The following is a 20,673-nucleotide window of genomic DNA, read 5'->3' as shown; positions in this document are numbered from 1 at the left end:
GAACCGAATCCGACAACCGACGGTCCACGTCACTGCCCCGGTTTGGTGATCGCCAGGACCTCGGCGTTGGGCAGCGACGTCAACGCTTCGGCCGTCGCGTACAGCTTCGAAGCCCGCACCCCGCTGCCGATGATCACGCGCCGCGCATCCACCACGCCCTCGTCGATGAGAATGGGCCATTCCGGTGGTAGCCCCACAGGCGTGATGCCGCCGTACTCCATGTCGGTCAGCGACACCGCGGTGTCCATCCCCGCGAACGAGATGCGGCGCGCATCGAGTCGCTTGCGGACGATGCCGTTGACGTCGGCGCGGCTGGTGGCGAGTACGAGGCAGGCGGCGTACCACGTGCGATCGGCGCGCCTGGCCTCGACGACGACACAGTTGGCCGACACGTCGAGGCCGATGTCGTAGTGCAGGCAGAACTGCGCGGTGTCGGCGAGAGCCGGATCGATTGCGCTGGCCCACAGTCCGTCGGGGTCGTGTTCGCCGAGATAGCGCTGAACCGGGGCGCCGACGAGGTCGAGGGCTGCTGCCACGGGCGTGAAGGTGAGGTTCCCGACCTTCACCGGGAGTCCTCGCTATCGGTCCTGGCGCCGACGAATTCGAGCAGGCGGGGGTCGTTCGAGGTGAATCGCTCGACCTCCTCACCGCCGTCACACCGCAGCAGTGCGATGGTGATGCTGCCGGAAGTGCGGGCGATCACCTGCCAATGCGCACCCGAATCCTCCCAGCGCACCAGATCGGCAACGCGATTGACATCCATGCTCCTACGATCGCATGTGATGGCTGCGAAACATCGAATCCGGTTGGCGCGGGTGTACGAGGAACCGGCGCCTGACGAGGGGACCCGGGTATTGGTGGACCGGCTATGGCCGCGGGGGATCCGCAAGACCGATCCGAGGGTCGGGCATTGGCTGCCTGACGTTGCGCCGTCGACCGAGCTGCGGCACTGGTACAACCACCAAGCTGAGCTCTTCGACGAATTCGAGACGCGCTACACCGCGGAGTTGGAGACCTCGCCGGCTGCCGAGGCGTTCGATGAGCTGCGGGACATGGTGCGCAGGGGTCCGGTCACCTTGGTGACGGCGACCCGCGAGGTGGAATTGAGTCATCTGGTGGTGTTGGCGGGGCTGCTGACACCCGGCAAAGGTAGGTAAACCTACCCTCACTTCCTGCGGTAGGCTCGGCGATCAAATGACCGAGATCGACGACGCGCCCGTCCTCAAGCGCGAACTGACCGACATATCCGACGCGGTGCGGGCCGTGGCGGCGCCGCCCACCCCGATCGTGGCCGATCCGTACGCGATCCGGCCGGTCGACCCGGACGCCGACGCCGAGATGGTGTCGGAGTGGATGAACCGTCCGCACCTGGTCGAGGCCTGGGAGTACGACTGGCCGCCCGAGCGCTGGCGACGTCATCTGCAGGCCCAGGTCGACGGTGAATACTCCCGCCCCTTCATCGGCAGTTTCAACGGCGAACCCGTCGGCTATATCGAGCTGTATCGCGCCGCGAAGGACTCGATCGCACCTCGTTATGCCGCCGAACCCGACGACATCGGCATCCACGCGGCGATCGCCGACCTGCGCTACGTCAATCGTGGTCTCGCAGCGTTCCTGCTGCCGCGCATCGTCGCCAGTGTCTTCGAGCTCGAACCGAACTGCCGGCGCATCATGTTCGATCCGGATCACCGCAACACCGGTGCCCGCCGGCTCTGCGAGTGGGCGGGATGCACGTTCCTCGGCGAGCACCAGATGTCCAACCGGCGCATGGCGCTCTACTCGTTGTCCCGCCCCTGATGTGCCGAATGGCCAGTTGTGACACGGCTTTTCGGCCGACACGTGTCACAACTGGCCATTGGCCTCGATGTCAGGCCTGACCGAACTCGGCGTAGCCGTCGTAATCCGGTTTCATCGCGGCGGCCACCAGCTCCCACAGCACCTCGTCGGTGCCGCCACCGACACGGGCCAGCTTCATGTCGCGCCACCACGCTCCCAGCGGCGTCTCGTCGACGAGGTAGCCCGAGCCGCCGAAGATGTGCATGCATTCTGAGAGCACTTCTTCTCCCAGCCGCGCGGCGCTCACCTTGATCGCGGCGGCGGCGCGCATGTCGAGCTTGCCCTGGGCGGCGATGCCCAGCAGGCTGTAGCGCAGCATGTCGACGCGGGCCTGCAGGTCGGCGATGCGCATCCGCAGTGCCTGATGCTCGTAGAGCGTGTGACCGAATTGGCGTCGTTTCATCATGCGCGCCAGCGTGATTCCGATGACCCGCTGGGCCCCGGCGGCCACCTGCCCGGCGATGGACATGCGTTCGTGGGCCAGGCCCCACGAGATCGCCGCCAAGCCGGTTCCCGCGCGCGCGACCAGGGCGTCGGCAGGCACCCAGGTATCGATGTGGACGGCCGCGGTGTCCAGTGGGCCTGCGCCGACCTTGCGGTACGGCGCCTGCACCTCGACCTGGCTGGTGGGCACGGCGATGACGACGACGTTGCCGTGCCTGCTGGTCGGGTCATGGTCGACGCTGCGCGCCACCACCATGATGTGATCGGCGATGGGGGACAGCGACACGAACTTCTTGATGCCCTTGACCTCGAATCCATCTCGGGCCGTGCGGACTTCGGTTTCCACGATCTGCAAGTCGGAGCCACCGGATTCCTCGGAGGCGCCGATGCACAGCACCGCTTCGCCGCGGATCGCCTGCTCGCAGATGGTGCGCAGGTAGTCCGACTTGCCGAAGCGACGCAGCAGGGCGATCGCCGAATCGTGCAGGCTGACACCGACGCCGATGCCCGCCGAGCCCGTGCGGCCCAGCGCGAAGGCCAACTCGAAGAGCTTGGCCATGTCGGGTTGTTGACCGTCGCCCCATTTCTCGGTGAACACGCTCGAGCGCCCGAGGTGTTCGATGAGCTGACGCGGAAAGCGTTCGGTTGCTTCGGCTTCCGCTGTCCAGGCCGTCACGGACGAGTCGAAGACTCTGTCGAGCAGCTCGCGGTATTCCTCGACGGTGGTGGTCGCCGGTCGGGTCGTCATCGTGGTCACTGTCATGCCCTCACCATCTCCAGGTTGCGTTTGACCTCCAGTCGGCGCAGCTTGCCCGACGAGGTTCTGGGTAATGAGCCAGGGGCCACGAACAGCACGTCGGCCGGTACGACGCCGCATTCGGACGCCACCCGCTGCACCACTTCGCTGCGGGCATCGGATTCGTCTCCGCCGCGGAATTCGGCCGCGATCACCAGGCCCGGCCGCGGGGCACCTTCGTTGGCGCCCACGGCGACCACCGCACCTTCGCGAACTCCCTTGACCTGCGCGGCGATCCGTTCGACCTCGGTGGGGAAGATGTTGCGGCCGGCCACGGTGATCAACTCCTTGGCGCGCCCGCACACCACCAATTGACCGTCGATGAGGTAGCCGAGATCACCGGTGGGGAACCAGTCGTCGCGGTGGTGGGGCTCCTGCCCCAGGTAGCCCGACATCATCGAGGTGCCACGGACCTCGATCTCGCCGACCTCGCGGTCGCAGACACCTGCGTTGTCTTCGGTGGGGCGCAGTCGCACCTGCATGCCGGGGATCGGCTCGCCCAGGACGGCCAGCCGCTGGGTGCTGGCCCGGGTATCGGCCTTCACCGTGATCTCGTCGACCGCGACGCCGACGCCCGGTGTGGGAATGGATACGGCACACGATGATTCGGCCAGGCCGTAGGACGGGCACAGGGCTCCGGGGTCGAAGCCGAAGCGGACCATCTCCGCGCCGAACCGCTGGGTGCCGTCACAGTCGACGGGCTCGCCGCCGTTGAGGGCGAATCGAAGCGTCGACAGGTCGAGGCCTTGCAGTCGGCTCGCGTATTTGCCGATCAGGCCGTAGGCCATGTTGGGCGCCGCGGTCAAGGTGGCCTTGCTCTCCGAGAGCCAGTTCAGCCAGCTGAAAGGGGATGCCGCGAAGGCGGTCGTGGGCGCCTGCCACGACTCCAGTCCGTTGATCGCGGTGGTCAACAGGAACGCCAAGCCCATGTCGTGGTAGAGCGGCAGCCACGAGCAGCCGACATCGTTGGCGGACACGCTGATTCGCTCGCTGATGCCCCGCAGGTTGGCCAGCGCAGCCCCGGACGGGATCTGCGCGGTGCGCGGGGTACCCGTCGATCCGGCGGTGCCCTGCAGGATCGCGACGTCGGCGGGCTCGGAGGCGGGGCGGCGCCACGTGGCCGAACGCCGATCGTGGGCAATGGTGACGTCGTCATGGAGGGTGAGTTGGGCCGGGGCCGTTCGCAGTTGCTCCAGGTAGCCGCCGTGGCTGAACACGGTGCCCACACCGATACCGGTGAACCGGTCCAGCGTGGACTGCACCCAGCGCTCCGGGTCTGCGCCGCGGACCGGTCCGGGCAGTATCGACACGGCGGCGCCGGCCAGGACGGCACCCACGATCGCCGCGACGAATTCGACGGTCGGTTCCCCGACGAATCCGACCGTGCGCGAACCGTCTTCGCCGATGCGTTCGGCGACATTCTCGGCGCGCGCATGGACCTGGCCCCACGGATGACGGGACCAGGTGCGGGTGTCGGTGTCGAAAACGACGAGATCGGCGCTGGTCGTGGTCAGTGACTGCGACAGCGCCGTGGCGAGGGTGCTCACTGGTTGCTCTGCACCGCAGGCAGTTTCGCCAGAATCGCGGCTTCCAGGTCGCCGACGGTGTCGCAGCTGAGCAGGTCCTGTTCGGAGAGCGCGACACCGAGCTTATCCTCGATCGCCACCATTCCGACCGCGAACGCCACGGAGTCGAGACCGGCGTCGTCGATCAGCCGGGACTCGCGCGTGACGCGCCGGATGTCGACATTCATGTCGTCGCGCAGGATTTCGATGAGGGCAGCGCTCACGGCGTCAGACGTAGTCGGTTGCATGGGGTGCGACGGTACACCCCCAGATAAGGTAAGGCTAGGCTTACCCCTTGTGCTCAGTAGTGGTGCCGAGCCAGATCGGTGCTGCCGTACCGTACGCCCTCATCGACCACAACGGCAGCGGGGACCATCTCGGCACTGATCAAACCGTGACCGTCGGTCAGCTCGTCCACCGTATCGAAGGCCGCGGCGATCCGGTCGGACGTGTCGATCACGATCGTCGTCACCGGTACCTGACGGCCGATCTGGAAGAGCTTGTCCCCATGCGGTTCCCGGGTGCCGCTGTATCCCCACACGCCGCGTAGCACCGTGGCACCGCGGCTGGTGCCGGACTGCAGGAGTTGGCGCACGATGGCCCGGTGGATCGGCACACCGTCGTGCAGCGTGGCCTCGGACGTGTGGATCATGAGTTTCTGCCACAGGGGCCTGCCCTCGGCATCGGTCGCGGGCAAGGACGGTGGGCGGGTCAGCAGTTCGCCGCCGCTCTTGCACAGTTGTGCCCGCTCCACGGTCAGCAGCGGTTCGTCCAGCAGGTCGTCGAGTTCGCCGAGTGCCGCCGCCACCTGTTCCCGCGTGCCGATCGCGATGATCATGATCGGTACGTCGGAGTTGCTGCTGAAGAAGCGTGCCCGTCGACGCTGGCCGTGCGCGGTCCCGTCGACCCCGAGAAGCACTGTGGCCCCGGCGAAACCGTGCCTGTGCAGCGCGGTGCAGACCGCGCGGTAGGCGGGTGCGCCGCCCACCCGGTGGTGCCGGCCGACGTACACGGTCAACTTGGCGGTCTCGGGGATGGTCGGTGCCGGGCTGCCCCGCCTGACCAGTTGCGCGCGTTCCAGCGTGATGAGCCCGCGGGTGGTCAGCGTGACTGTGTCCTCGGCGAGCGCAGCGATCTTGTCGGCGGTATCCACGGCCGCGACCGCCACCGGGGGGTCCTCCGACATGCTCAGCGTCTGATCACTGCGCAAGTGGTGGTGCGGACCGAAACTGGCGATCCCGCGCATCATCACACTGGTGGCGACGTCGTTGCTGCCGTACAGGTCGAACAGGGCGTCGGCGGCGAAGCGGTGACCGTGGCGCATCCGCTCGGCGAAATAGGCGGTGAGCTTCAGATAGTCGGTCGCGTGCCGGTCAGTCACAGCCGAGCCCCCAACCACATTCCCAGTCCCGCCATCATCAGGCCGAGAACGACACTGACGACGATATTGGCCGCCGCCGGCCACAGGCGGCGTTCTTCGCTCAGCCGCTGCGTTTCCAGCATCCAGGTGGAGAACGTGGTGTATGCCCCGACGTACGCCGTGCCGGCCAGCAGAGCGACGTGCGGACTCAATGCCAGCCCGCCGAAAAAGCCCAACAGCAACGCGCCACTGAGGTTCACCACGAGCGTGCCGAATGGGAAACCTCGCGTGTGTCGCGCCGAGACCGCCCGGTCGACCAGAAAGCGCGACACCGCGCCGAGTCCGCCGAGCAGCACGACCCCCGTCCAGACCAATACCGTCGTCATGCGCGATGCGCCTTCGGCTCCCCGCTGCCGGTCACACGCGAATCCGCCGAACCAGCGCCGTCGCCAGCCCCACCGCAAGCAACCCCAAGGCCAGGCTGGCCGCCGTGTAGCCAGCAGCCAGGCCCCAGTGCCCGGCCTGCAGCATTCGAACGGTTTCCACCTGCATGGTCGAGAACGTGGTCAATCCACCGCACACGCCCGTGCCCAGCAACGGACGCCGGTAACTCGATACCGGCAGGCGTTCCAGCAGTCGGGTGGTGAAGTAGCCCAACATGAAGGCGCCGACGATGTTGACGACGAAGGTCGGCCACGGCCAGTGGCCGGGCGCCGGAGCCGCCACGATCGCCAAGACGGCGCGGGCCACCGTGCCCAGCGCGCCGCCGATGAACACGGCGGCCAACTCGCGAGGGTCATGGCCGAACATGAAGTAAAAGTATGGCGGCAACTCGGCGACCGGCAGACACCGACGCGCTTCTGGTAGCAGAATCGTCAACCATGGCTGCGAACCCCCGTGCCGGACAACCGGCACAACCCGAGGATCTCATCGACGTCGCGCAGGTGGTGACGGCGTATTACACGTTGCAACCCGATCCGGAGGACGTGGCGCAGCAGGTGGTGTTCGGCACCTCCGGACACCGCGGGTCCAGTCTGGATGCGGCGTTCAACGAAGGCCATATCCTGGCCACCACCCAGGCCATCGTGGAATACCGCGCCGCACAGGGCACCACCGGGCCGCTGTTCATCGGCCGTGACACCCACTCCCTCTCGGAGCCGGCGTGGGCTTCGGCGCTGGAGGTGCTGGCCGCCAATGATGTTGTGGCGATGATCGATTCGGCGGATCGGTACACCCCGACCCCGGCGGTCAGCCACGCCATCCTGACCTTCAACCGGGGCCGTGATGCGGATCTGGCCGACGGCATCGTGGTGACCCCGTCGCACAACCCGCCCCGCGACGGCGGATTCAAATACAACCCGCCCAACGGCGGGCCTGCCGACACCGACGCCACCAGTGTGATTGCCAAGCGCGCCAACGAGATCCTGCGAGAAGGCCTCAAGTCGGTCAAGCGCATCCCGCTGACCCGGGCCTTGCAGACCGCGCAACGCCACGACTACCTCGACGCCTATGTCGCGGACCTGCCCAACGTGGTGGACCTGCACGCGATCAAGGCCGAGGGCATCCGCATCGGCGCCGACCCGCTTGGCGGGGCCAGCGTCGACTACTGGGGCGCGATCGCCGAGCGGCACAACCTCGACCTGACCGTGGTCAACCCGCTGGTGGATGCCACCTGGCGGTTCATGACGCTGGACACCGACGGCAAGATCCGGATGGACTGCAGCTCGCCGAACGCGATGGCCTCCCTCATCGCCAACCGCGACAAGTATCAGATCGCCACCGGCAACGACGCCGACTCCGACCGGCACGGCGTCGTCACCCCCGACGGCGGGCTGCTCAACCCGAACCACTACCTCGCCGTCGCCATCGACTACCTCTACACCCACCGGCCCAACTGGCCCGGTGCCACCGCTGTGGGCAAGACTGCGGTGAGCAGCTCGATCATCGACCGGGTGGTGGCCGGGCTCGAGCGCAAGCTCGTGGAGGTTCCGGTCGGCTTCAAGTGGTTCGTCGACGGCCTGATCACCGGGGCTATCGGGTTCGGTGGTGAGGAAAGCGCCGGGGCGTCGTTCCTGCGCACCGACGGTTCGACGTGGACCACCGACAAGGACGGCATCATCCTGGCCCTGCTGGCCTCGGAGATTCTGGCGGTGACGGGCAAGACGCCGTCGCAGCGCTACGCGGAGCTGGCCGAGCGGTACGGGGCGCCGACCTACGCGCGCATCGACGCGCCCGCCAACCGCGAGCAGAAGGCGCGGCTGGCCAAGCTCTCGCCCGAGCAGGTCACCGCCACGGAGCTGGCCGGTGAGCAGATCACCGCGAAGCTGACCGCCGCGCCGGGCAACGGGGCCCCGCTGGGCGGGTTGAAGGTGACGACGGAGAACGCCTGGTTTGCCGCGCGCCCGTCGGGCACCGAGGACGTCTACAAGATCTACGCCGAGTCGTTCAAGGGCCCGGAGCATCTTGCCGAGGTCCAGCAGGCCGCCAAGGACTTGGTCAATACAGTTATCGGGTGAGTGTCACGCAGAGCGACTGTACGCAGACCAAACCGAAGCTACCGGGTGAAGTCTGGGTTCTGATCGCCGCCAATGCCGTGATTGCGCTCGGTTACGGCGTGGTGGCACCGGTGCTCCCTGCCTACGCCCGTCACTTCGGCGTAAGCATCAGCGCGGCGACCTTCGTCATCACCGCGTTCGCGCTCATGCGCCTGACCTTCGCGCCGGCCAGCGGCCTGCTGATCCAGCGGCTGGGGGAGCGACGGGTCTACGTCAACGGCCTGCTGATCGTCGCGTTGTCCACGGGCGCCTGCGCGTTCGCCCAGTCCTACTGGCAGCTGCTGCTGTTCCGGTCGCTCGGCGGCATCGGCTCGACCATGTTCTTCGTCTCGGCGCTGGGGCTGATGATCCGGATCAGCCCGCCAGACGCCCGCGGCCGGGTTGCCGGCATGTTCTCCTCGGCGTTCCTGGTCGGTTCGGTCGGCGGGCCGGTGCTCGGCAGCCTCACCGCCGGGCTCGGGCTCAGTGTGCCGTTCCTGATCTACGGCGGCGCGCTCTTGGTGGCAGCCGCCGTGGTGTTCATCAGCCTGCGGCACTCGTCGCTCGCGGCCCCTGCGCCCGACGACGGCCCCAAGGTCAGTGTGCGGACCGCGCTGCGCAATCGGGCGTACCGCGCGGCGCTGCTGTCCAATTTCGCCACCGGATGGTCGGCGTTCGGCCTGCGCATCGCCCTGGTGCCGTTGTTCATCACCGAGGTGTTCCACCGCGGAGCCGGCGTCGCCGGTCTGGCGCTGGCCACCTTCGCGATCGGCAACGTCTCGGCGGTCATCCCCAGCGGGCATCTGTCCGACCGGGTGGGCCGGCGGCTGCTGCTCATCATCGGACTGACCGCGGCGGGGATTTCGACCGTGCTGGTCGGCTTCACCGACGGGCTGACGCTGTTTCTCGTCAGCGCGTTCGTCGCGGGGTTCTCCACGGGCATCTTCTCGGCACCGCAGCAGGCCGCGGTGGCCGACATCATCGGCAGCAAGGCGCGTGGCGGCACCGCGGTCGCCACGTTCCAGATGATGGCCGACGTCGGCTCCATCGGTGGCTCCCTGCTGGTGGGCATGATCGCCCAGCATTTCTCCTTCTCTTGGGCGTTCGTGGCCAGCGGTGCGATCCTGCTGCTCGCGGCGACAGGCTGGGTCTTCGCCCCGGAAACCCGCCAAATTCCGCCCACCGAGCACACCCCGGCCCGTGCCCTGGGGCCAGAGGCCGGTGGCGAGGTGCCTTGACCAGCGATTTTGAATGGCGGGTAGCCGTGGTGTAACTTCGTGGAGCACGACAAACGGGGCTATGGCGCAGTTGGTAGCGCACCACACTGGCAGTGTGGGGGTCAGGGGTTCGAATCCCCTTAGCTCCACGTTTGAAAACCCGCTCTGACCTCGGTCAGGGCGGGTTTTTCGTTTAGCTGGCGAGAGCCCTCCGGTGTCGAGCCGGCGGGCCTGATCACCGAGATTCACATCAGGGACAAATGAGGCGCATTTCTTGTCCCTCAGTACAGTCTCGGCGCCGTCATGCCAGCGGTGTGAGCCCCACCGACGGGAACAGGTCATGGGTGGGCAGGGTGTCCATGACGGCGTCGATCAGCTCGTCGTAGTCGGGCTGCATCTCGCGCTGCGGCGCGCCGGCATTGAACGTGACGGCCCAGCTGATGCCGTCGTCGCGGATGGCCATCAGCGCGTCGGTATTGCTCAGGCCGCCGTTGTGCGTCCACTCGACGCGGCCGTCCGTGGCGTTACCGGCGAACATGATGTCGGCCGGGCCGTAACTGTTCAGGAGACGGTGCTTGGAGGTTTTCGAAAAGCTCGCAAGCACTTTCACCAAGTCGCATGACGGGAACGCCATCCCGCCGATGGCGTCGCCGACCTCCTCCAGATTGACGTTCCCATAGCCGGATCGCACCAGCGGCTGGTCGGCGCTCATCAGGCTGGCGGGCAGATCCATGTTCCAGTCGTGGCTGAGAACCTCCTGGGGCCGCCGGCGTGCGAGCGTCGATCCCGACGGTGTCGGCAGCGTGAGGCCCAACGGCGCCAGGACGCGGGTCTTCAGCGCGTCGAACCACATACCGCCGGTGAGCTTCTGGACGAGAGCGCCGAGGAACAGGTAATTGGTGTTGCGGTAGTCACCTTTCGGCGGATCGAACGGCTGGCACATCATGAACGCGGCGAAGTCCAACTTGCTGCGGGCCGGCAGCGACTTGCCGAATGCGGCGACGACCTCAGGGTCGAAACTCGCGAAGTTTCTGGCGACGGCCGTCTTGTGCTTGATGAGTTCCAGGACCGTGATGTCTTCGAATCCCTTGGTCTTCGTCAGTCCCGGCGGGGGATTCAACGCCAGCAAGTGATCGATCTTGCTGTTGTCGCCGAATTGAGGTTTGGTCTTCGGGTCCTCCATGAGTTGACGGATCAGGATCGCCGTCAGGACCTTGCTCTCACTCCCGATCCGGAAGCTCGTCTGCGGTTGGGCGATGGGATAGCCTTGGGCACTCCAGGTGAACGCGCGTGCGTAGATCAGCCGATGATCTTGAGCCACAGCCAGGTTGGCCGCCCGGATACCGGTCCGCTTGAGGTAATCGACCATCGCCTCGTCGAGCACGGTGAGCTCGGGTACCGGAGTGCCCGTGATGACGAGCCGACGCGGTAACGGGTCGATCCGCTTTTTGAAGATGACCGAGAATCGATGATCGTCGGTACCACCCATATCGATATGACGCGGCAGATAGCCGAGCTTGCGGTGGGATTCGACCTTGGCATCCATCTCGGCGGGCGTGAGACCGCTGAACGACGCGCCGGGGCCGATGTCGTCGTCTCGGTACAGCGAGGCCCACTGGTCGTCGGACACTGCCGTGAGTTCGACGCGGCCGCCGTGCGCGAGCTGGATCGGCAATTTGGCCATGTCGACCTCCGGCGCGATCGGGTGGGTCTCATAAACCGACCACGGGATGGTGTCCGGATCTCGGCGGTAGACGCCGGCTGCCCAGGACGCACCGTTGCTCTCGAAGAGGGTCAGACTGGTCAGCACCGCCTGATTGCGTTGGGCGATCTTGTTCATCGCCAGCAGCGACCCCGGATCGGTTGAGCCACCGTCGGTCATCCTCGGAAACCACATCAGCGGTGGCTCGCCTGGACGCGTGGTCGCCGCCCACACACGGTCGTTGCCGTCGCCCGACGCGGATATCAATTCGATCGAATGGCCTTGCGAGGCTTCATTGTCCAGAAATCTCGCCAGCCCGGCCTCGTCGACGCCGTGGATCTCGTGCTGGTCGATGTCATTGCTCTTGAGCCAGACGGCCGCGTACACGACGTTGTTGGACAGCCGTTGCACTGCCAACGACACCATCCGGTGGTCCTTGCGCAAGGCGGCGATCTTGTTCTTGTGGAACGTGGCGTCCCGGTTCCAATAGGCCTCCCACGTCACCGATGACTGGTCCACGGCTCCGGTGGCGGATGTCCACTTGATGTCTCCGTGCTGGAAGTGGCTGATTCGGCCATCAGTACCGGCCGGGCCTTCGTCGGTGCGCGGATAGCCGAGCCAGCTCTCCTCCCAGCCCAGTGCGGACCACTTGGCGTGGATGGCGCCGTGCACCTCGTGGGCCCCTGTGCTGGGATGCCAGTAGATCGAGCCGTGGTCGTAATGACGGAACCGCCCGGTTCGGTCGGGGCAGGAGGTCTCCGGTCCTTTCGGAGATCCGAGGTCGAAACCCGCCGCTTTCAGCGCTGCGAATTTGTCGTCGATGGCCGTCATGGCACGATCACCGCCCCGGTTGCCTTGGTCCAACGGATGAGCCCGTGCTCGAACCTGCTGAAGCGGCTGCCGTCGGCGGCGGGTGTCTCGTCGCTGAGCACGCCGCCGAGCGACGCGCCCTGCGGAGACTGCCACGCGGCCAAGATCGGGCCGTGTACGGCGAAGGCTCGCCAGTCATGTCCGGGCCAATCGATCACTCCGTGCTCGAACGTGCTGCGACGTGTCGGCGGGGTCGACGCCTGCTCGTCGGAGACGGGGTATCCGACCGCCGATCGGACGCCGCCGATCCTGACCCACTTGTTGTAGATCGCTCCTTGAACGGCGAACGCGCCCAGATCTTTTCGCCAGACGATGGCAGCCCCGTCGAAGTAGGAGATGCGCCCGGCGCCGTCGCGGGTCATCAACTCGTCGGACGTGGGAAACCATGGATCTGTCGGACTCTCGACAGCGCGAAGGTGATCGAGGATGGCGCCGTGCACCTCGAATGCTTCTTTCGGGTCTGGCATCGTCAGGTCGAGGCGAATCTCGCCGAAGGCGTACCTGCGCCGGCGACCGCGGCCGAAGTCTTCTCCCGGGCTTTTCGGCGGTCCGAGGAAACCGTGGTCGCCGCCGAGCATCGCATATTTGTCGTCGATTAACCCCACAGCCGGGCACCTTAGTGCAGTAGTCTTGGCGTCACCAGATGCTTCGACTGTGAATCACTGGCGCGCTTGGTAATTCGCTTATCTGTTGGTGTGCTGCGTCGCGCACGAGGGGGTGGGTCTGGGCTGACGGTTCCGACGTAGGTGCCTCTTCGCTCACGTTGCCGCCCCCGGCGACGCGGCGCCGAATTCTCATTCAGGCTCGCTGCTCAAGCCTTGTCTCTCAGGTGTTTTCAACTCTGCGGCACGGATGGTGCCAGCATGGGCGATCGCGTCCTGGGCGGTCAGAGCCTTGGCAACCTCGTGCGTTGATGAGTCCTGTTGTGGTGCAGGTGATCACGATGGTCAGGATTCGCGATCGATCTTCATAACCTATCGATAACCTATACATAGGTTGGCTCGATAACGTCGAACGTGGGACGAAATGGAAAGCCATGGCGGCTTTCCACGCCCAGCAATGACTTCGGTCCGTGTCGGGGAGGCCGGAGCCGTGGTTTCGATTCGCGTTTCACAGGGGTGCTCATGAAGAGTCTGAAGAGAGTTGCAGTTGGTGCGGCCGTCGCGGGGGCTCTCGGCGTATCCGCGCTCGGCCTTGGCTCTGCCACGGCCAACGCGGCACCGCTCACGCCCGGCGTGCAGTGGTCGCAAGGTCCGTGGCACCACGGCGGTTGGGGTGGTGGTCCCGGTTGGGGAGATGGACCCGGTTGGGGGCCGCCGCCCCCTCCTCCATACGCCGGCTGGGCTCCGCCATGCGTGTCCGGACCGCTCGGCTTCGTGCAGGTCTGCGCTTAGCGCCGGCACCGGGACACCCGCCCTGACCATCGGTCGGGGCGGGTGTCGCGTCCTGGGCTAGATGTACTGACCACGGACGTTAGGTACGGCGTGGCGTGGTGACATGAAGAAGACCTCCGAGTGAAGTGCGAGCTGTCTAGGAACGCACCAACCCTCTCGGAGGTCTTCGTGTCACACCGTAATGCCCCGCTGTCAGAAACTGGTCGTCTGCGCTTGGCCCGTTGTGTCGTCGATGACGGCTGGTCGCTGCGCCGCGCGGCCGAGCGATTCCAGGTCGCGGTTACCACAGCGGCACGCTGGGCAGGCCGCTACCGCGAGCAGGGTGAGGCCGGCATGGTCGACCGCAGCTCACGCCCACGCCACAGCCCCAACCGCACGCCCACTCGTATCGAGCGGCGGATCATCAAAGTTCGCGTACTGCGTCGCTGGGACCTGCACGCATCGCATACCTGTTAGGACTCAACGTTTCCACGGTGCACCGGGTCTTGACTCGTTACGGCCTGGCCAAATTGCGTTGGCTCGACCGCCCACGGGACGGGTCATCCGCCGGATGGAATCGGCTGCCTGCGGCGACATGGTCCACGTTGACGTCAAGAAACTGGGCAAGATCCCGCCGGCGGCGGCTGGCGGATGCTGGGAAAGTCAGTCGGCAAACGCAACAAACAAGCCGATAAGAGTTCGGGCAGCAGACCAAGCACCACAATCCAGTGCGCGGCTATCACTTCCTGCACAGCGCGATCGACGCGCATTCGCGTTTGGCCTACTCCGAGCTGCTCTCTGATGAGCGCAAGGACACCGCCGCCGCTTTCTGGCTGCGAGCCAACGCCTGGTTCACCCGGCACGGCATCACCGTACGAAAAGTATTGACCGACAACGGTTCCTGCTACCGATCACACGCATTCGGCGAGGCACTGGGCGGCATCGAGCATCGCCGCACTCGGCCGTATCGACCGCAGACTAACGGCAAAGTGGAGCGTTTCCACCGCACTCTGGCTGACGAGTGGGCCTACGCGCGTCTCTACACCAGCGACGCCGAACGCTGCGCCGAATATCCCCGCTGGCTGCACACCTACAATCACCACCGCGGCCACACCGCACTCGGCGGCCAACCACCCGCCAGCCGCGTACCTAACCTCTCAGGTCAGTACAGCTAGACACCGACTGCCACCCCGCCAGGCCTGACGGGGTGGCAGTCGCATCCGGTGTCCTACAGCCGAATGAATGCGCTCGCCTGGGCATCCCACACGCCCCAGGCACCGATATCGGGATCCCAAACCACCGGGAGACCGATGGCCCAGTCCGGAACCGGCGGCGCCGGAGGGGTGCCCATCGGCGGGATTGCCGGGACCGCGACCCACGGCGGCGCCGAGGCGAACGGAATGCGATCCTGCGGCATCGGTCCGCCGTGCCCAGGAGGCGGCAGATAATCCTGTCCCGGCGGCAGCGGATTGCCCGGCACGCCGGCGTTTACCCCCGGACCGGGAATGCCGGGAGCCGGGACCGGCGGTGTCGGTGGCATCGGGACATGCGGATCGGCATGGGCCAGGCCCGCGCCGATGCCCAATCCAGCCATACCGAGCATGCTTGTGGTGACTGCACGCGCTGCGATTTTCTTCAAGGTCATGCGTTTGAACTCCTTGCGTGTGCTTCTGATGACGGGATCGCCCGGCCGGATGGCACACAGCGACGATCCCTGACCCCCACTCACGCCGCATACCCGAACACCGGGCCGCCAAACACACGCCAGGTGAGAGCGGCGGCCCGCGAAAACCGGTGGGAGACGACTCCGCGCGGTCGTTACGCTCAAGGGCATGGATGGGCCGTACATCAACCCGCACAACACGCCGTGGCACCGTGACATCGCCGAACGCAACACGGTGCTGAGGACCCAGGTCGGATCGGGACTGCACGGTGTGACGGTCGAGGGGACGGACGACCGGGACGAGATGGGGATCTGCATCGAACCGCCGGACTGTGTGATCGGGCTTGCACGGTTCGAGCAGTATCAGTACCGGACACAGCCAGAAGGTGCACGTTCGGGTGCGGGCGACCTCGATCTGACGATTTACAGCCTGCGCAAGTGGGCTCGGCTGGCTGCCGGTGGCAACCCGACTGTGCTGTTGCTACTGTTCGTGCCTCCGCAGGAGATCGTCGAGATTGATTGGCCGGGAAGGGAATTGCAGGACAATCCGCAGCTGTTCCTGTCGCGCGACGCCGGTCGCCGGTTCATCGGCTATCTCGACGCCCAACGCGACCGGATGCTGGGCCTGCGCTCACAGCGCACCAATCGCCCGGAGCTGGTCGACGTGTACGGGTACGACACCAAATTCGCCTATCACGCGATACGGCTCGGCTTGCAGGGCGTCGAGATGCTCAGCACCGGTCAGATCACGCTGCCGATGCCCGAGCCATCCCGGACCTGGCTGCGTGATCTACGGATCGGCAAGGTCGACAAACCGACGGTCATCGACACCATCGGCGATCTGCGGTCGCAACTCGCTACGCTCACCGATACGGCTGATCTTCCCGAGCGGCCTGACTACCCAAAGTTGAACGACTGGCTGGTCGATGTCTATACGCGATGGTGGAACCCGCTGCGGTTATAGCGATGTCGTGGATGCGCGGTCACAATGAATGCGGGACGTCAGTGGTGGAAGAGCAGGACGCCGTACACCCCGCCGAAGGGCTGCTGCAGTTGAGCGGCTTCCTGGGCGGCGTCGCCCGGCGTGGCGGTGATCTCGGCGTTGCCCGGATTCTGGTCGATTGACGCGCCGGTCGGCAGGGTGCTGGCAGAGGCGATCGGCGCGGCGGCGATGGCGACGGCGGCCACGCCCATGGCGACCAGCGGAACGATACGAGCAGTGGTGACGTGCATGGTCTTCTCTCAATCTCTGCTGTTGTTCTGATGCCGAACTCGGCACCTATCAGAGTCGTCTCGAGGTGCCCCGATGTCGTCAGCGCTGGCACCCAACCCGGTCTTCCAGCTAGCAGGAAGCCACCTGTGGGGCTGATGCGGACGGCGGCATGGCTGCGGGGAACTGAAAACCGTTGTGCGCCAGCAACATTCTCCGTTGGGGAGAAACGAAGCCGACTCGGCGGCGCGTGACAGCCGGCTCTGGAATGGCCGTAGAATGGTTGGGCCGACCGAGCGGTGAGGCGGCGATCACGTCAGAGATACGGAGCGACCAATGTCCGCGCCCTTCCCCTCTCAGCTTATAGCGTATGAGGGGGCTTGCGGCAAGGCCGGGGGTATGGCGCAAAATCGCTGGCCTGAACCAGAACTCGGCGGGAATGCGGCACCGGTGTGCCGCGCGAGGTGAGAGCGAAAAGCGAGAGTATGTCAGAGTACGAAGACGAACTGCGGTCCGAGCGGGAGTACGTCGCCGGGCTGTACGCACGCCTCGACAGTGAGCGGGCCGAGGCCAACCGCCGTTACAAGGCCGCCCTGAGCAGCCCTGTCGACCCCCAGAACGGCAGCACGCTGGTCGAACGCGACGCCGAGGTGCGTGCGATGGCCAGGGAGATGCAACGGTTGGATGTCGCCGACTACGGTCTGTGCTTCGGTCGGCTGGAGACTCTCGACGACGAACATCTGTACATCGGCCGCCTGGGCCTGCTGGACAGCGAGAACGACTACGAACCGTTGCTGCTCGACTGGCGGGCGCCGCTGGCTCGGGCGTTCTATGTCGCGACCGCGGCCAGCCCGGAGGGGATGCGGCGACGTCGTCAGTTCCACACCCGGGGCCGGCGGGTGATCGACTTCACCGACGAGACCCTGGGCCGCCCCACCGGCGCGGAGCTCGGCGAGGAACTCGACGGCCCGGGCGATGCCGCCCTGCTGGCGGCGGTCAACGCCCCACGAGGGGAGGGCATGCGCGACATCGTCGCGACGATCCAGGCCGAGCAGGATGAGATCATCCGGTTCGAGCACTCCGGGGTGCTCGTCATCGAGGGCGGCCCGGGCACCGGCAAGACGGTGGTGGCCCTGCACCGGGTCGCCTATCTGCTGTACACCCAACGCAAGCAGATGGAACGCCACGGTGTGCTCGTGGTGGGTCCGAGTTCGGAGTTCCTCAATCACATCGGGCGCGTGCTGCCGTCGCTGGGGGAGTCCCAGGCAGTGTTCATGACCACCGGTGATTTCGTCCCCGGCCTGCGCGTGAGTGCCGAGGACACCGAAGACGCCGCGCGGTTCAAGGGCTCGTTGAAGATGCTCGATGTCTTGGCGGCAGCCGTGGCGGATCGTCAGGAGCTGCCGGAGGATCCGATTCCCATCGACCTCTCGGATGTCACGGTTCGGATCGATGCCGCGACCGCGGAGTGGGCCAGGGAAGAGGCCCGCAAGACCGCCCTGCCGCACAACGAGGCTCGTGCGGAGTTCATCGACGTCGTCACCTATGTGCTCACCGAACGTGCCGTCGCCCGCATCGGGAAGGGCTGGCTGACGCGCGACGACAAGCACGCGTGGGCACAGATGCGTGCCGACGTGGTGAACGAACTCGAGGACCACGAGCAGTTCACCGCCGCACTCAACAGGCTGTGGCCCATCCTGACCCCCGAAGATGTTCTGGCGCAGCTGTACACATCGCGTGAGCGGTTGAGCGCGGCAGGGGCGGACGACGCGCTGTACCGTGCCGAGGGCGAAGCGTGGACGGTGTCGGACGTGCCACTGCTCGACGAACTGGTCGATCTGCTGGGCCGTGACAAGGCTGCCGACGAGGCTGCCGAGCGGCAGCGCAAGGAGGAGGCCGCCTACGCGGCCGGAGTGCTCGATCTCATGGTCGACCGCGAGGACCTGATGGATGACGAGGACCACCTGCTGGCCGCAGATCTGCTCGACGCCGAGCAACTGGCGGAGCGGTTCCAAGAGCAGGATGGCCGTGAACTCGCCGAACGTGCTGCCGCGGACCGGGATTGGACCTATGGGCATGTGGTGGTCGACGAGGCGCAGGAACTGTCCGAGATGGACTGGCGCGTGTTGATGCGGCGTTGCCCGCGGCGGTCGTTCACGATCGTGGGCGATCTCGCACAGCGGAGGTCGGCGGCAGGCGCGACATCATGGGGGTCGATGCTCGAACCGTATGTGCCGTCGGAAGCCAAGGGTGCGAACCGGGCTGGCCGGTGGGTATATCGGCCGCTGACGGTGAACTACCGCACACCCGCGGAGATCATGGAGGTCGCGGCCGCGGTGCTGGCTGAGTTTGCCCCGGGCGTCCAACCACCGGAGTCGGTACGCGCGTGCGGCGTCAAGCCGTGGGCCCGCAAGGTCACCGACGACGAATTGGCAACTGCAATCGAGGAATTCGCTCAGGAGGAAGCCGGCCGCGAGGGCACCAGTGTGGTCATCGGGCCGCCGGGGATGCCGGGCACCGTGCCGCCGGCCGCCACCAAGGGACTCGAGTTCGATGCGGTGCTGGTGGTGGAGCCGCAGCAGATCCTGGCCGACGGACCGCGTGGTGCGGCCGAACTCTACGTCGCCCTCACCCGCGCCACGCAGCGACTCGGTGTGCTGCACCGCGATCCGCTGCCGGCGGCACTGTCCGGGCTGGACGAACGCTAGCCGGTGACCGCGGTCGGGTGCTGCGCGCCGGACGGCTCGGGGATGCCGAGGCCCAGATGGTCGCGCAGCGTCGTACCGCCGTAATCGGTGCGGAACACCCCGCGTTCCTGCAGCAGCGGCACCACCCGGTCGACGAACGGATCGAGGCCGCCCGGCGTGACGTGTGGCACGAGAATGAAACCGTCACTGGCGTCGGCCTGGACCAGGTGATCGATGGACTCGGCGATGGTGGCGGCCGACCCGATGAAGTTCTGCCTGCCGGTCACCTCGATGATGAGTTCGCGGCTGCTCAGTCCTTCGGCCTCGGCCTTGGCTCGCCACTCGTTGGCGATGGCGATGGGGTCGCGGTGCATCCGGACGCTGGCCCGGCCGCGGGCGATCGTGTTCTCGCCGACGACGGGGTCGACGGTGGGCAGCGGACCGTCGGGATCGTGGTCGGAAAGGTCGCGGTTCCACAGTTGTTCGAGGAATTTGATCGCGGTCTGCGGTGACACCTGGGCCAGCCGCACTTCGTGAGCGAGGTCGGCGGCTTCGGCGTCGGTGTCAGCCAGCACGAACGTCGCGGCGGGCAGGATCAGCAGTTCGTCGTGGCGGCGGCCGTATTTGGCCAGGCGGCCTTTGACGTCGGCGAAAAACCTCTGGCCCTCTTCCAGGGTTCCGTGTCGGGAGAAGATGGCATCGGCTGCAGCTGCCGCGAACTCGCGGCCACGGTCGGAGTCGCCGGCCTGGAAGATGACGGGCCTACCCTGTGGGCTGCGAGGCACGTTGAACCGGCCGCTGATGTCGAAATGACGGTCGTGGTAAGAGAATTCACCGGCGGCCGGATCGGACAGGAACACCCCGTTCGCCTTGTCTGCGACGATCTCGTCACCGCGCCATGAGTCGAACAGCGTGTGCGCAGCCTGCAGGAAGCTCTCGGCTCGCTCATAGCGCTGATCTTCGGGCAGGAAGCCGCCACGGCGGAAGTTCTCTCCGGTGAAGGCATCCCATGACGTCACCACGTTCCATGCCGCGCGTCCGTCGGAAAGCTGGTCCAGTGACGCGAATTGCCGTGCCACCTCGTATGGTTCGTTGAACGTCGAGTTGATGGTTCCGGTCAGGCCCAGTCGGTCGGTGACGGCCGCGAGGGCTGCCAGCACCGTGAACGTGTCCGGACGGCCGACGACGTCGAGATCGTAGATCTGGCCGCCCTGCTCGCGCAGCCGCAGTCCCTCGGCGAGAAACAGGAAGTCGAACTTGCCCCGCTCGGCGGTCTGGGCGAAGTGCACGAACGAATCGAATTCGATGTGGCTTCCTGATGCGGGATCGCTCCACACCGTGGTGTTGTTCACGCCCGGGAAGTGTGCGGCGAGATGAATCTGCTTGATGGGCTTGCTCATACGGGGTCCTTGTCCA

Annotated in this window: 19 protein-coding genes, 1 tRNA gene and 1 pseudogene; 8 read left to right on the top strand and 13 right to left on the bottom strand. The window is 66.3% G+C overall.

Going from position 1 to position 20,673, the window contains the following annotated elements; all coding sequences use genetic code 11:
• Window positions 1-29: 29 nt before the first annotated feature.
• Entirely contained in the window at window positions 30-566 is a 537-nt protein-coding gene (locus BTO20_RS24705; RefSeq protein WP_087078691.1) for a YbaK/EbsC family protein, read from the bottom strand.
• Window positions 563-763, bottom strand: a complete 201-nt coding sequence (locus BTO20_RS24700) for a hypothetical protein (protein WP_087078690.1) — start codon at window positions 761-763, stop codon at window positions 563-565. Before BTO20_RS24700 ends, BTO20_RS24705 begins: the two co-directional genes overlap by 4 nt.
• Window positions 764-782: 19 nt before the next feature.
• Here BTO20_RS24700 and BTO20_RS24695 point away from each other — a divergent pair, with 19 nt between their 5' ends.
• On the top strand, window positions 783-1,157 hold the full coding sequence (locus tag BTO20_RS24695; protein ID WP_087078689.1) for a DUF488 domain-containing protein: 375 nt from the start codon (window positions 783-785) through the stop codon (window positions 1,155-1,157).
• A gap of 37 nt (window positions 1,158-1,194) precedes the next feature.
• Window positions 1,195-1,797 (top strand): GNAT family N-acetyltransferase, encoded by a 603-nt coding sequence (locus BTO20_RS24690; protein WP_087078688.1) that lies wholly within the window; start codon window positions 1,195-1,197, stop codon window positions 1,795-1,797.
• 70 nt (window positions 1,798-1,867) lie between these two features.
• Here BTO20_RS24690 and mbtN read toward each other — a convergent pair whose 3' ends face one another.
• The 6 genes from mbtN to crcB (BTO20_RS24660) are packed head-to-tail and all read right to left on the bottom strand — an operon-like array spanning window position 1,868 to window position 6,811.
• The gene (gene mbtN, locus BTO20_RS24685) at window positions 1,868-3,028 is read right to left on the bottom strand and encodes a mycobactin biosynthesis acyl-ACP dehydrogenase MbtN (RefSeq protein WP_198344051.1); all 1,161 of its coding nucleotides are present in this window, start codon (window positions 3,026-3,028) and stop codon (window positions 1,868-1,870) included.
• Between the two features lie 11 nt (window positions 3,029-3,039).
• Window positions 3,040-4,623, bottom strand: coding sequence for a long-chain-fatty acid--ACP ligase MbtM (gene mbtM / locus BTO20_RS24680; RefSeq protein WP_087078686.1), 1,584 nt, complete (start codon window positions 4,621-4,623; stop codon window positions 3,040-3,042).
• Window positions 4,620-4,889 carry an acyl carrier protein gene (locus tag BTO20_RS24675; RefSeq protein ID WP_087078685.1) on the bottom strand — a complete coding sequence of 90 codons (270 nt, stop codon included), beginning with the start codon at window positions 4,887-4,889 and terminating at the stop codon, window positions 4,620-4,622. The genes mbtM and BTO20_RS24675 overlap by 4 nt, the downstream gene beginning before the upstream one ends.
• Window positions 4,890-4,942: 53 nt before the next feature.
• Window positions 4,943-6,022, bottom strand: coding sequence for a DUF190 domain-containing protein (locus BTO20_RS24670; protein WP_087078684.1), 1,080 nt, complete (start codon window positions 6,020-6,022; stop codon window positions 4,943-4,945).
• Window positions 6,019-6,387, bottom strand: coding sequence for a fluoride efflux transporter CrcB (gene crcB / locus BTO20_RS24665; RefSeq protein ID WP_087078683.1), 369 nt, complete (start codon window positions 6,385-6,387; stop codon window positions 6,019-6,021). Before crcB (BTO20_RS24665) ends, BTO20_RS24670 begins: the two co-directional genes overlap by 4 nt.
• A gap of 31 nt (window positions 6,388-6,418) precedes the next feature.
• Window positions 6,419-6,811: a fluoride efflux transporter CrcB gene (gene crcB, locus BTO20_RS24660; protein ID WP_087082606.1), complete on the bottom strand. Its 393-nt coding sequence runs from the start codon at window positions 6,809-6,811 to the stop codon at window positions 6,419-6,421.
• 71 nt (window positions 6,812-6,882) lie between these two features.
• On the opposite strand from crcB (BTO20_RS24660), the gene pgm reads away from it, so the two are divergent.
• The 3 genes from pgm to BTO20_RS24645 all read left to right on the top strand — a co-directional run bounded on the left by pgm (window position 6,883) and on the right by BTO20_RS24645 (window position 9,901).
• Window positions 6,883-8,517 (top strand): phosphoglucomutase (alpha-D-glucose-1,6-bisphosphate-dependent), encoded by a 1,635-nt coding sequence (pgm, locus tag BTO20_RS24655; protein ID WP_087078682.1) that lies wholly within the window; start codon window positions 6,883-6,885, stop codon window positions 8,515-8,517.
• Complete coding sequence (locus tag BTO20_RS24650) at window positions 8,514-9,773, top strand: MFS transporter (RefSeq protein WP_087078681.1); 1,260 nt, start codon at window positions 8,514-8,516, stop codon at window positions 9,771-9,773. The genes pgm and BTO20_RS24650 overlap by 4 nt, the downstream gene beginning before the upstream one ends.
• A 55-nt stretch (window positions 9,774-9,828) precedes the next feature.
• Window positions 9,829-9,901: transfer RNA gene (locus BTO20_RS24645), tRNA-Ala, on the top strand.
• Between the two features lie 152 nt (window positions 9,902-10,053).
• Here the strand turns inward: BTO20_RS24645 and BTO20_RS24640 are convergent.
• Together BTO20_RS24640 and BTO20_RS24635 are read right to left on the bottom strand one after the other, a co-directional pair.
• Complete coding sequence (locus BTO20_RS24640; RefSeq protein WP_087078680.1) at window positions 10,054-12,285, bottom strand: serine hydrolase; 2,232 nt, start codon at window positions 12,283-12,285, stop codon at window positions 10,054-10,056.
• Window positions 12,282-12,929: an LGFP repeat-containing protein gene (locus tag BTO20_RS24635; protein ID WP_157680317.1), complete on the bottom strand. Its 648-nt coding sequence runs from the start codon at window positions 12,927-12,929 to the stop codon at window positions 12,282-12,284. Before BTO20_RS24635 ends, BTO20_RS24640 begins: the two co-directional genes overlap by 4 nt.
• Window positions 12,930-13,886: 957 nt before the next feature.
• On the opposite strand from BTO20_RS24635, the pseudogene BTO20_RS24625 reads away from it, so the two are divergent.
• A pseudogene (locus BTO20_RS24625) lies at window positions 13,887-14,872 on the top strand (IS481 family transposase).
• A 53-nt stretch (window positions 14,873-14,925) separates the two neighbouring features.
• On the opposite strand, the gene BTO20_RS24620 reads toward BTO20_RS24625, so the two are convergent.
• Window positions 14,926-15,342, bottom strand: a complete 417-nt coding sequence (locus tag BTO20_RS24620; protein ID WP_087082603.1) for a hypothetical protein — start codon at window positions 15,340-15,342, stop codon at window positions 14,926-14,928.
• Between the two features lie 187 nt (window positions 15,343-15,529).
• Between BTO20_RS24620 and BTO20_RS24615 the strand changes: the two genes are divergently transcribed.
• Window positions 15,530-16,324: a DNA polymerase beta superfamily protein gene (locus BTO20_RS24615; RefSeq protein WP_087078678.1), complete on the top strand. Its 795-nt coding sequence runs from the start codon at window positions 15,530-15,532 to the stop codon at window positions 16,322-16,324.
• A 38-nt stretch (window positions 16,325-16,362) separates the two neighbouring features.
• On the opposite strand, the gene BTO20_RS24610 is transcribed toward BTO20_RS24615, so the two are convergent.
• On the bottom strand, window positions 16,363-16,593 hold the full coding sequence (locus BTO20_RS24610; RefSeq protein ID WP_087078677.1) for a hypothetical protein: 231 nt from the start codon (window positions 16,591-16,593) through the stop codon (window positions 16,363-16,365).
• A 462-nt stretch (window positions 16,594-17,055) separates the two neighbouring features.
• Here BTO20_RS24610 and helR point away from each other — a divergent pair, with 462 nt between their 5' ends.
• Window positions 17,056-19,278, top strand: a complete 2,223-nt coding sequence (gene helR / locus BTO20_RS24605; protein ID WP_087078676.1) for an RNA polymerase recycling motor ATPase HelR — start codon at window positions 17,056-17,058, stop codon at window positions 19,276-19,278.
• On the opposite strand, the gene BTO20_RS24600 is transcribed toward helR, so the two are convergent.
• Window positions 19,275-20,657 carry an NtaA/DmoA family FMN-dependent monooxygenase gene (locus BTO20_RS24600; protein ID WP_087078675.1) on the bottom strand — a complete coding sequence of 461 codons (1,383 nt, stop codon included), beginning with the start codon at window positions 20,655-20,657 and terminating at the stop codon, window positions 19,275-19,277. The genes helR and BTO20_RS24600 overlap by 4 nt on opposite strands.
• Between the last annotated feature and the right edge of the window lie 16 nt (window positions 20,658-20,673).

It is taken from the genome of Mycobacterium dioxanotrophicus, from assembly GCF_002157835.1.
Lineage (GTDB): Bacteria > Actinomycetota > Actinomycetes > Mycobacteriales > Mycobacteriaceae > Mycobacterium > Mycobacterium dioxanotrophicus.
Note: the sequence above shows the minus strand (reverse complement) of the source record. Positions and strands in the feature narration are given on the sequence as shown.

Coding starts and splice junctions, on each gene's coding strand:
- BTO20_RS24700 (WP_087078690.1), bottom strand. CDS start 763: ATGGATGTCAATCGCGTTGCCGATCTGGTGCGCTGGGAGGATTCGGGT.
- BTO20_RS24695 (WP_087078689.1), top strand. CDS start 783: ATGGCTGCGAAACATCGAATCCGGTTGGCGCGGGTGTACGAGGAACCG.
- BTO20_RS24690 (WP_087078688.1), top strand. CDS start 1,195: ATGACCGAGATCGACGACGCGCCCGTCCTCAAGCGCGAACTGACCGAC.
- mbtN (WP_198344051.1), bottom strand. CDS start 3,028: ATGACGACCCGACCGGCGACCACCACCGTCGAGGAATACCGCGAGCTG.
- BTO20_RS24675 (WP_087078685.1), bottom strand. CDS start 4,889: ATGCAACCGACTACGTCTGACGCCGTGAGCGCTGCCCTCATCGAAATC.
- crcB (WP_087078683.1), bottom strand. CDS start 6,387: ATGACGACGGTATTGGTCTGGACGGGGGTCGTGCTGCTCGGCGGACTC.
- crcB (WP_087082606.1), bottom strand. CDS start 6,811: ATGTTCGGCCATGACCCTCGCGAGTTGGCCGCCGTGTTCATCGGCGGC.
- pgm (WP_087078682.1), top strand. CDS start 6,883: ATGGCTGCGAACCCCCGTGCCGGACAACCGGCACAACCCGAGGATCTC.
- BTO20_RS24640 (WP_087078680.1), bottom strand. CDS start 12,285: ATGACGGCCATCGACGACAAATTCGCAGCGCTGAAAGCGGCGGGTTTC.
- BTO20_RS24620 (WP_087082603.1), bottom strand. CDS start 15,342: ATGACCTTGAAGAAAATCGCAGCGCGTGCAGTCACCACAAGCATGCTC.
- BTO20_RS24615 (WP_087078678.1), top strand. CDS start 15,530: ATGGATGGGCCGTACATCAACCCGCACAACACGCCGTGGCACCGTGAC.
- BTO20_RS24610 (WP_087078677.1), bottom strand. CDS start 16,593: ATGCACGTCACCACTGCTCGTATCGTTCCGCTGGTCGCCATGGGCGTG.
- helR (WP_087078676.1), top strand. CDS start 17,056: ATGTCAGAGTACGAAGACGAACTGCGGTCCGAGCGGGAGTACGTCGCC.
- BTO20_RS24600 (WP_087078675.1), bottom strand. CDS start 20,657: ATGAGCAAGCCCATCAAGCAGATTCATCTCGCCGCACACTTCCCGGGC.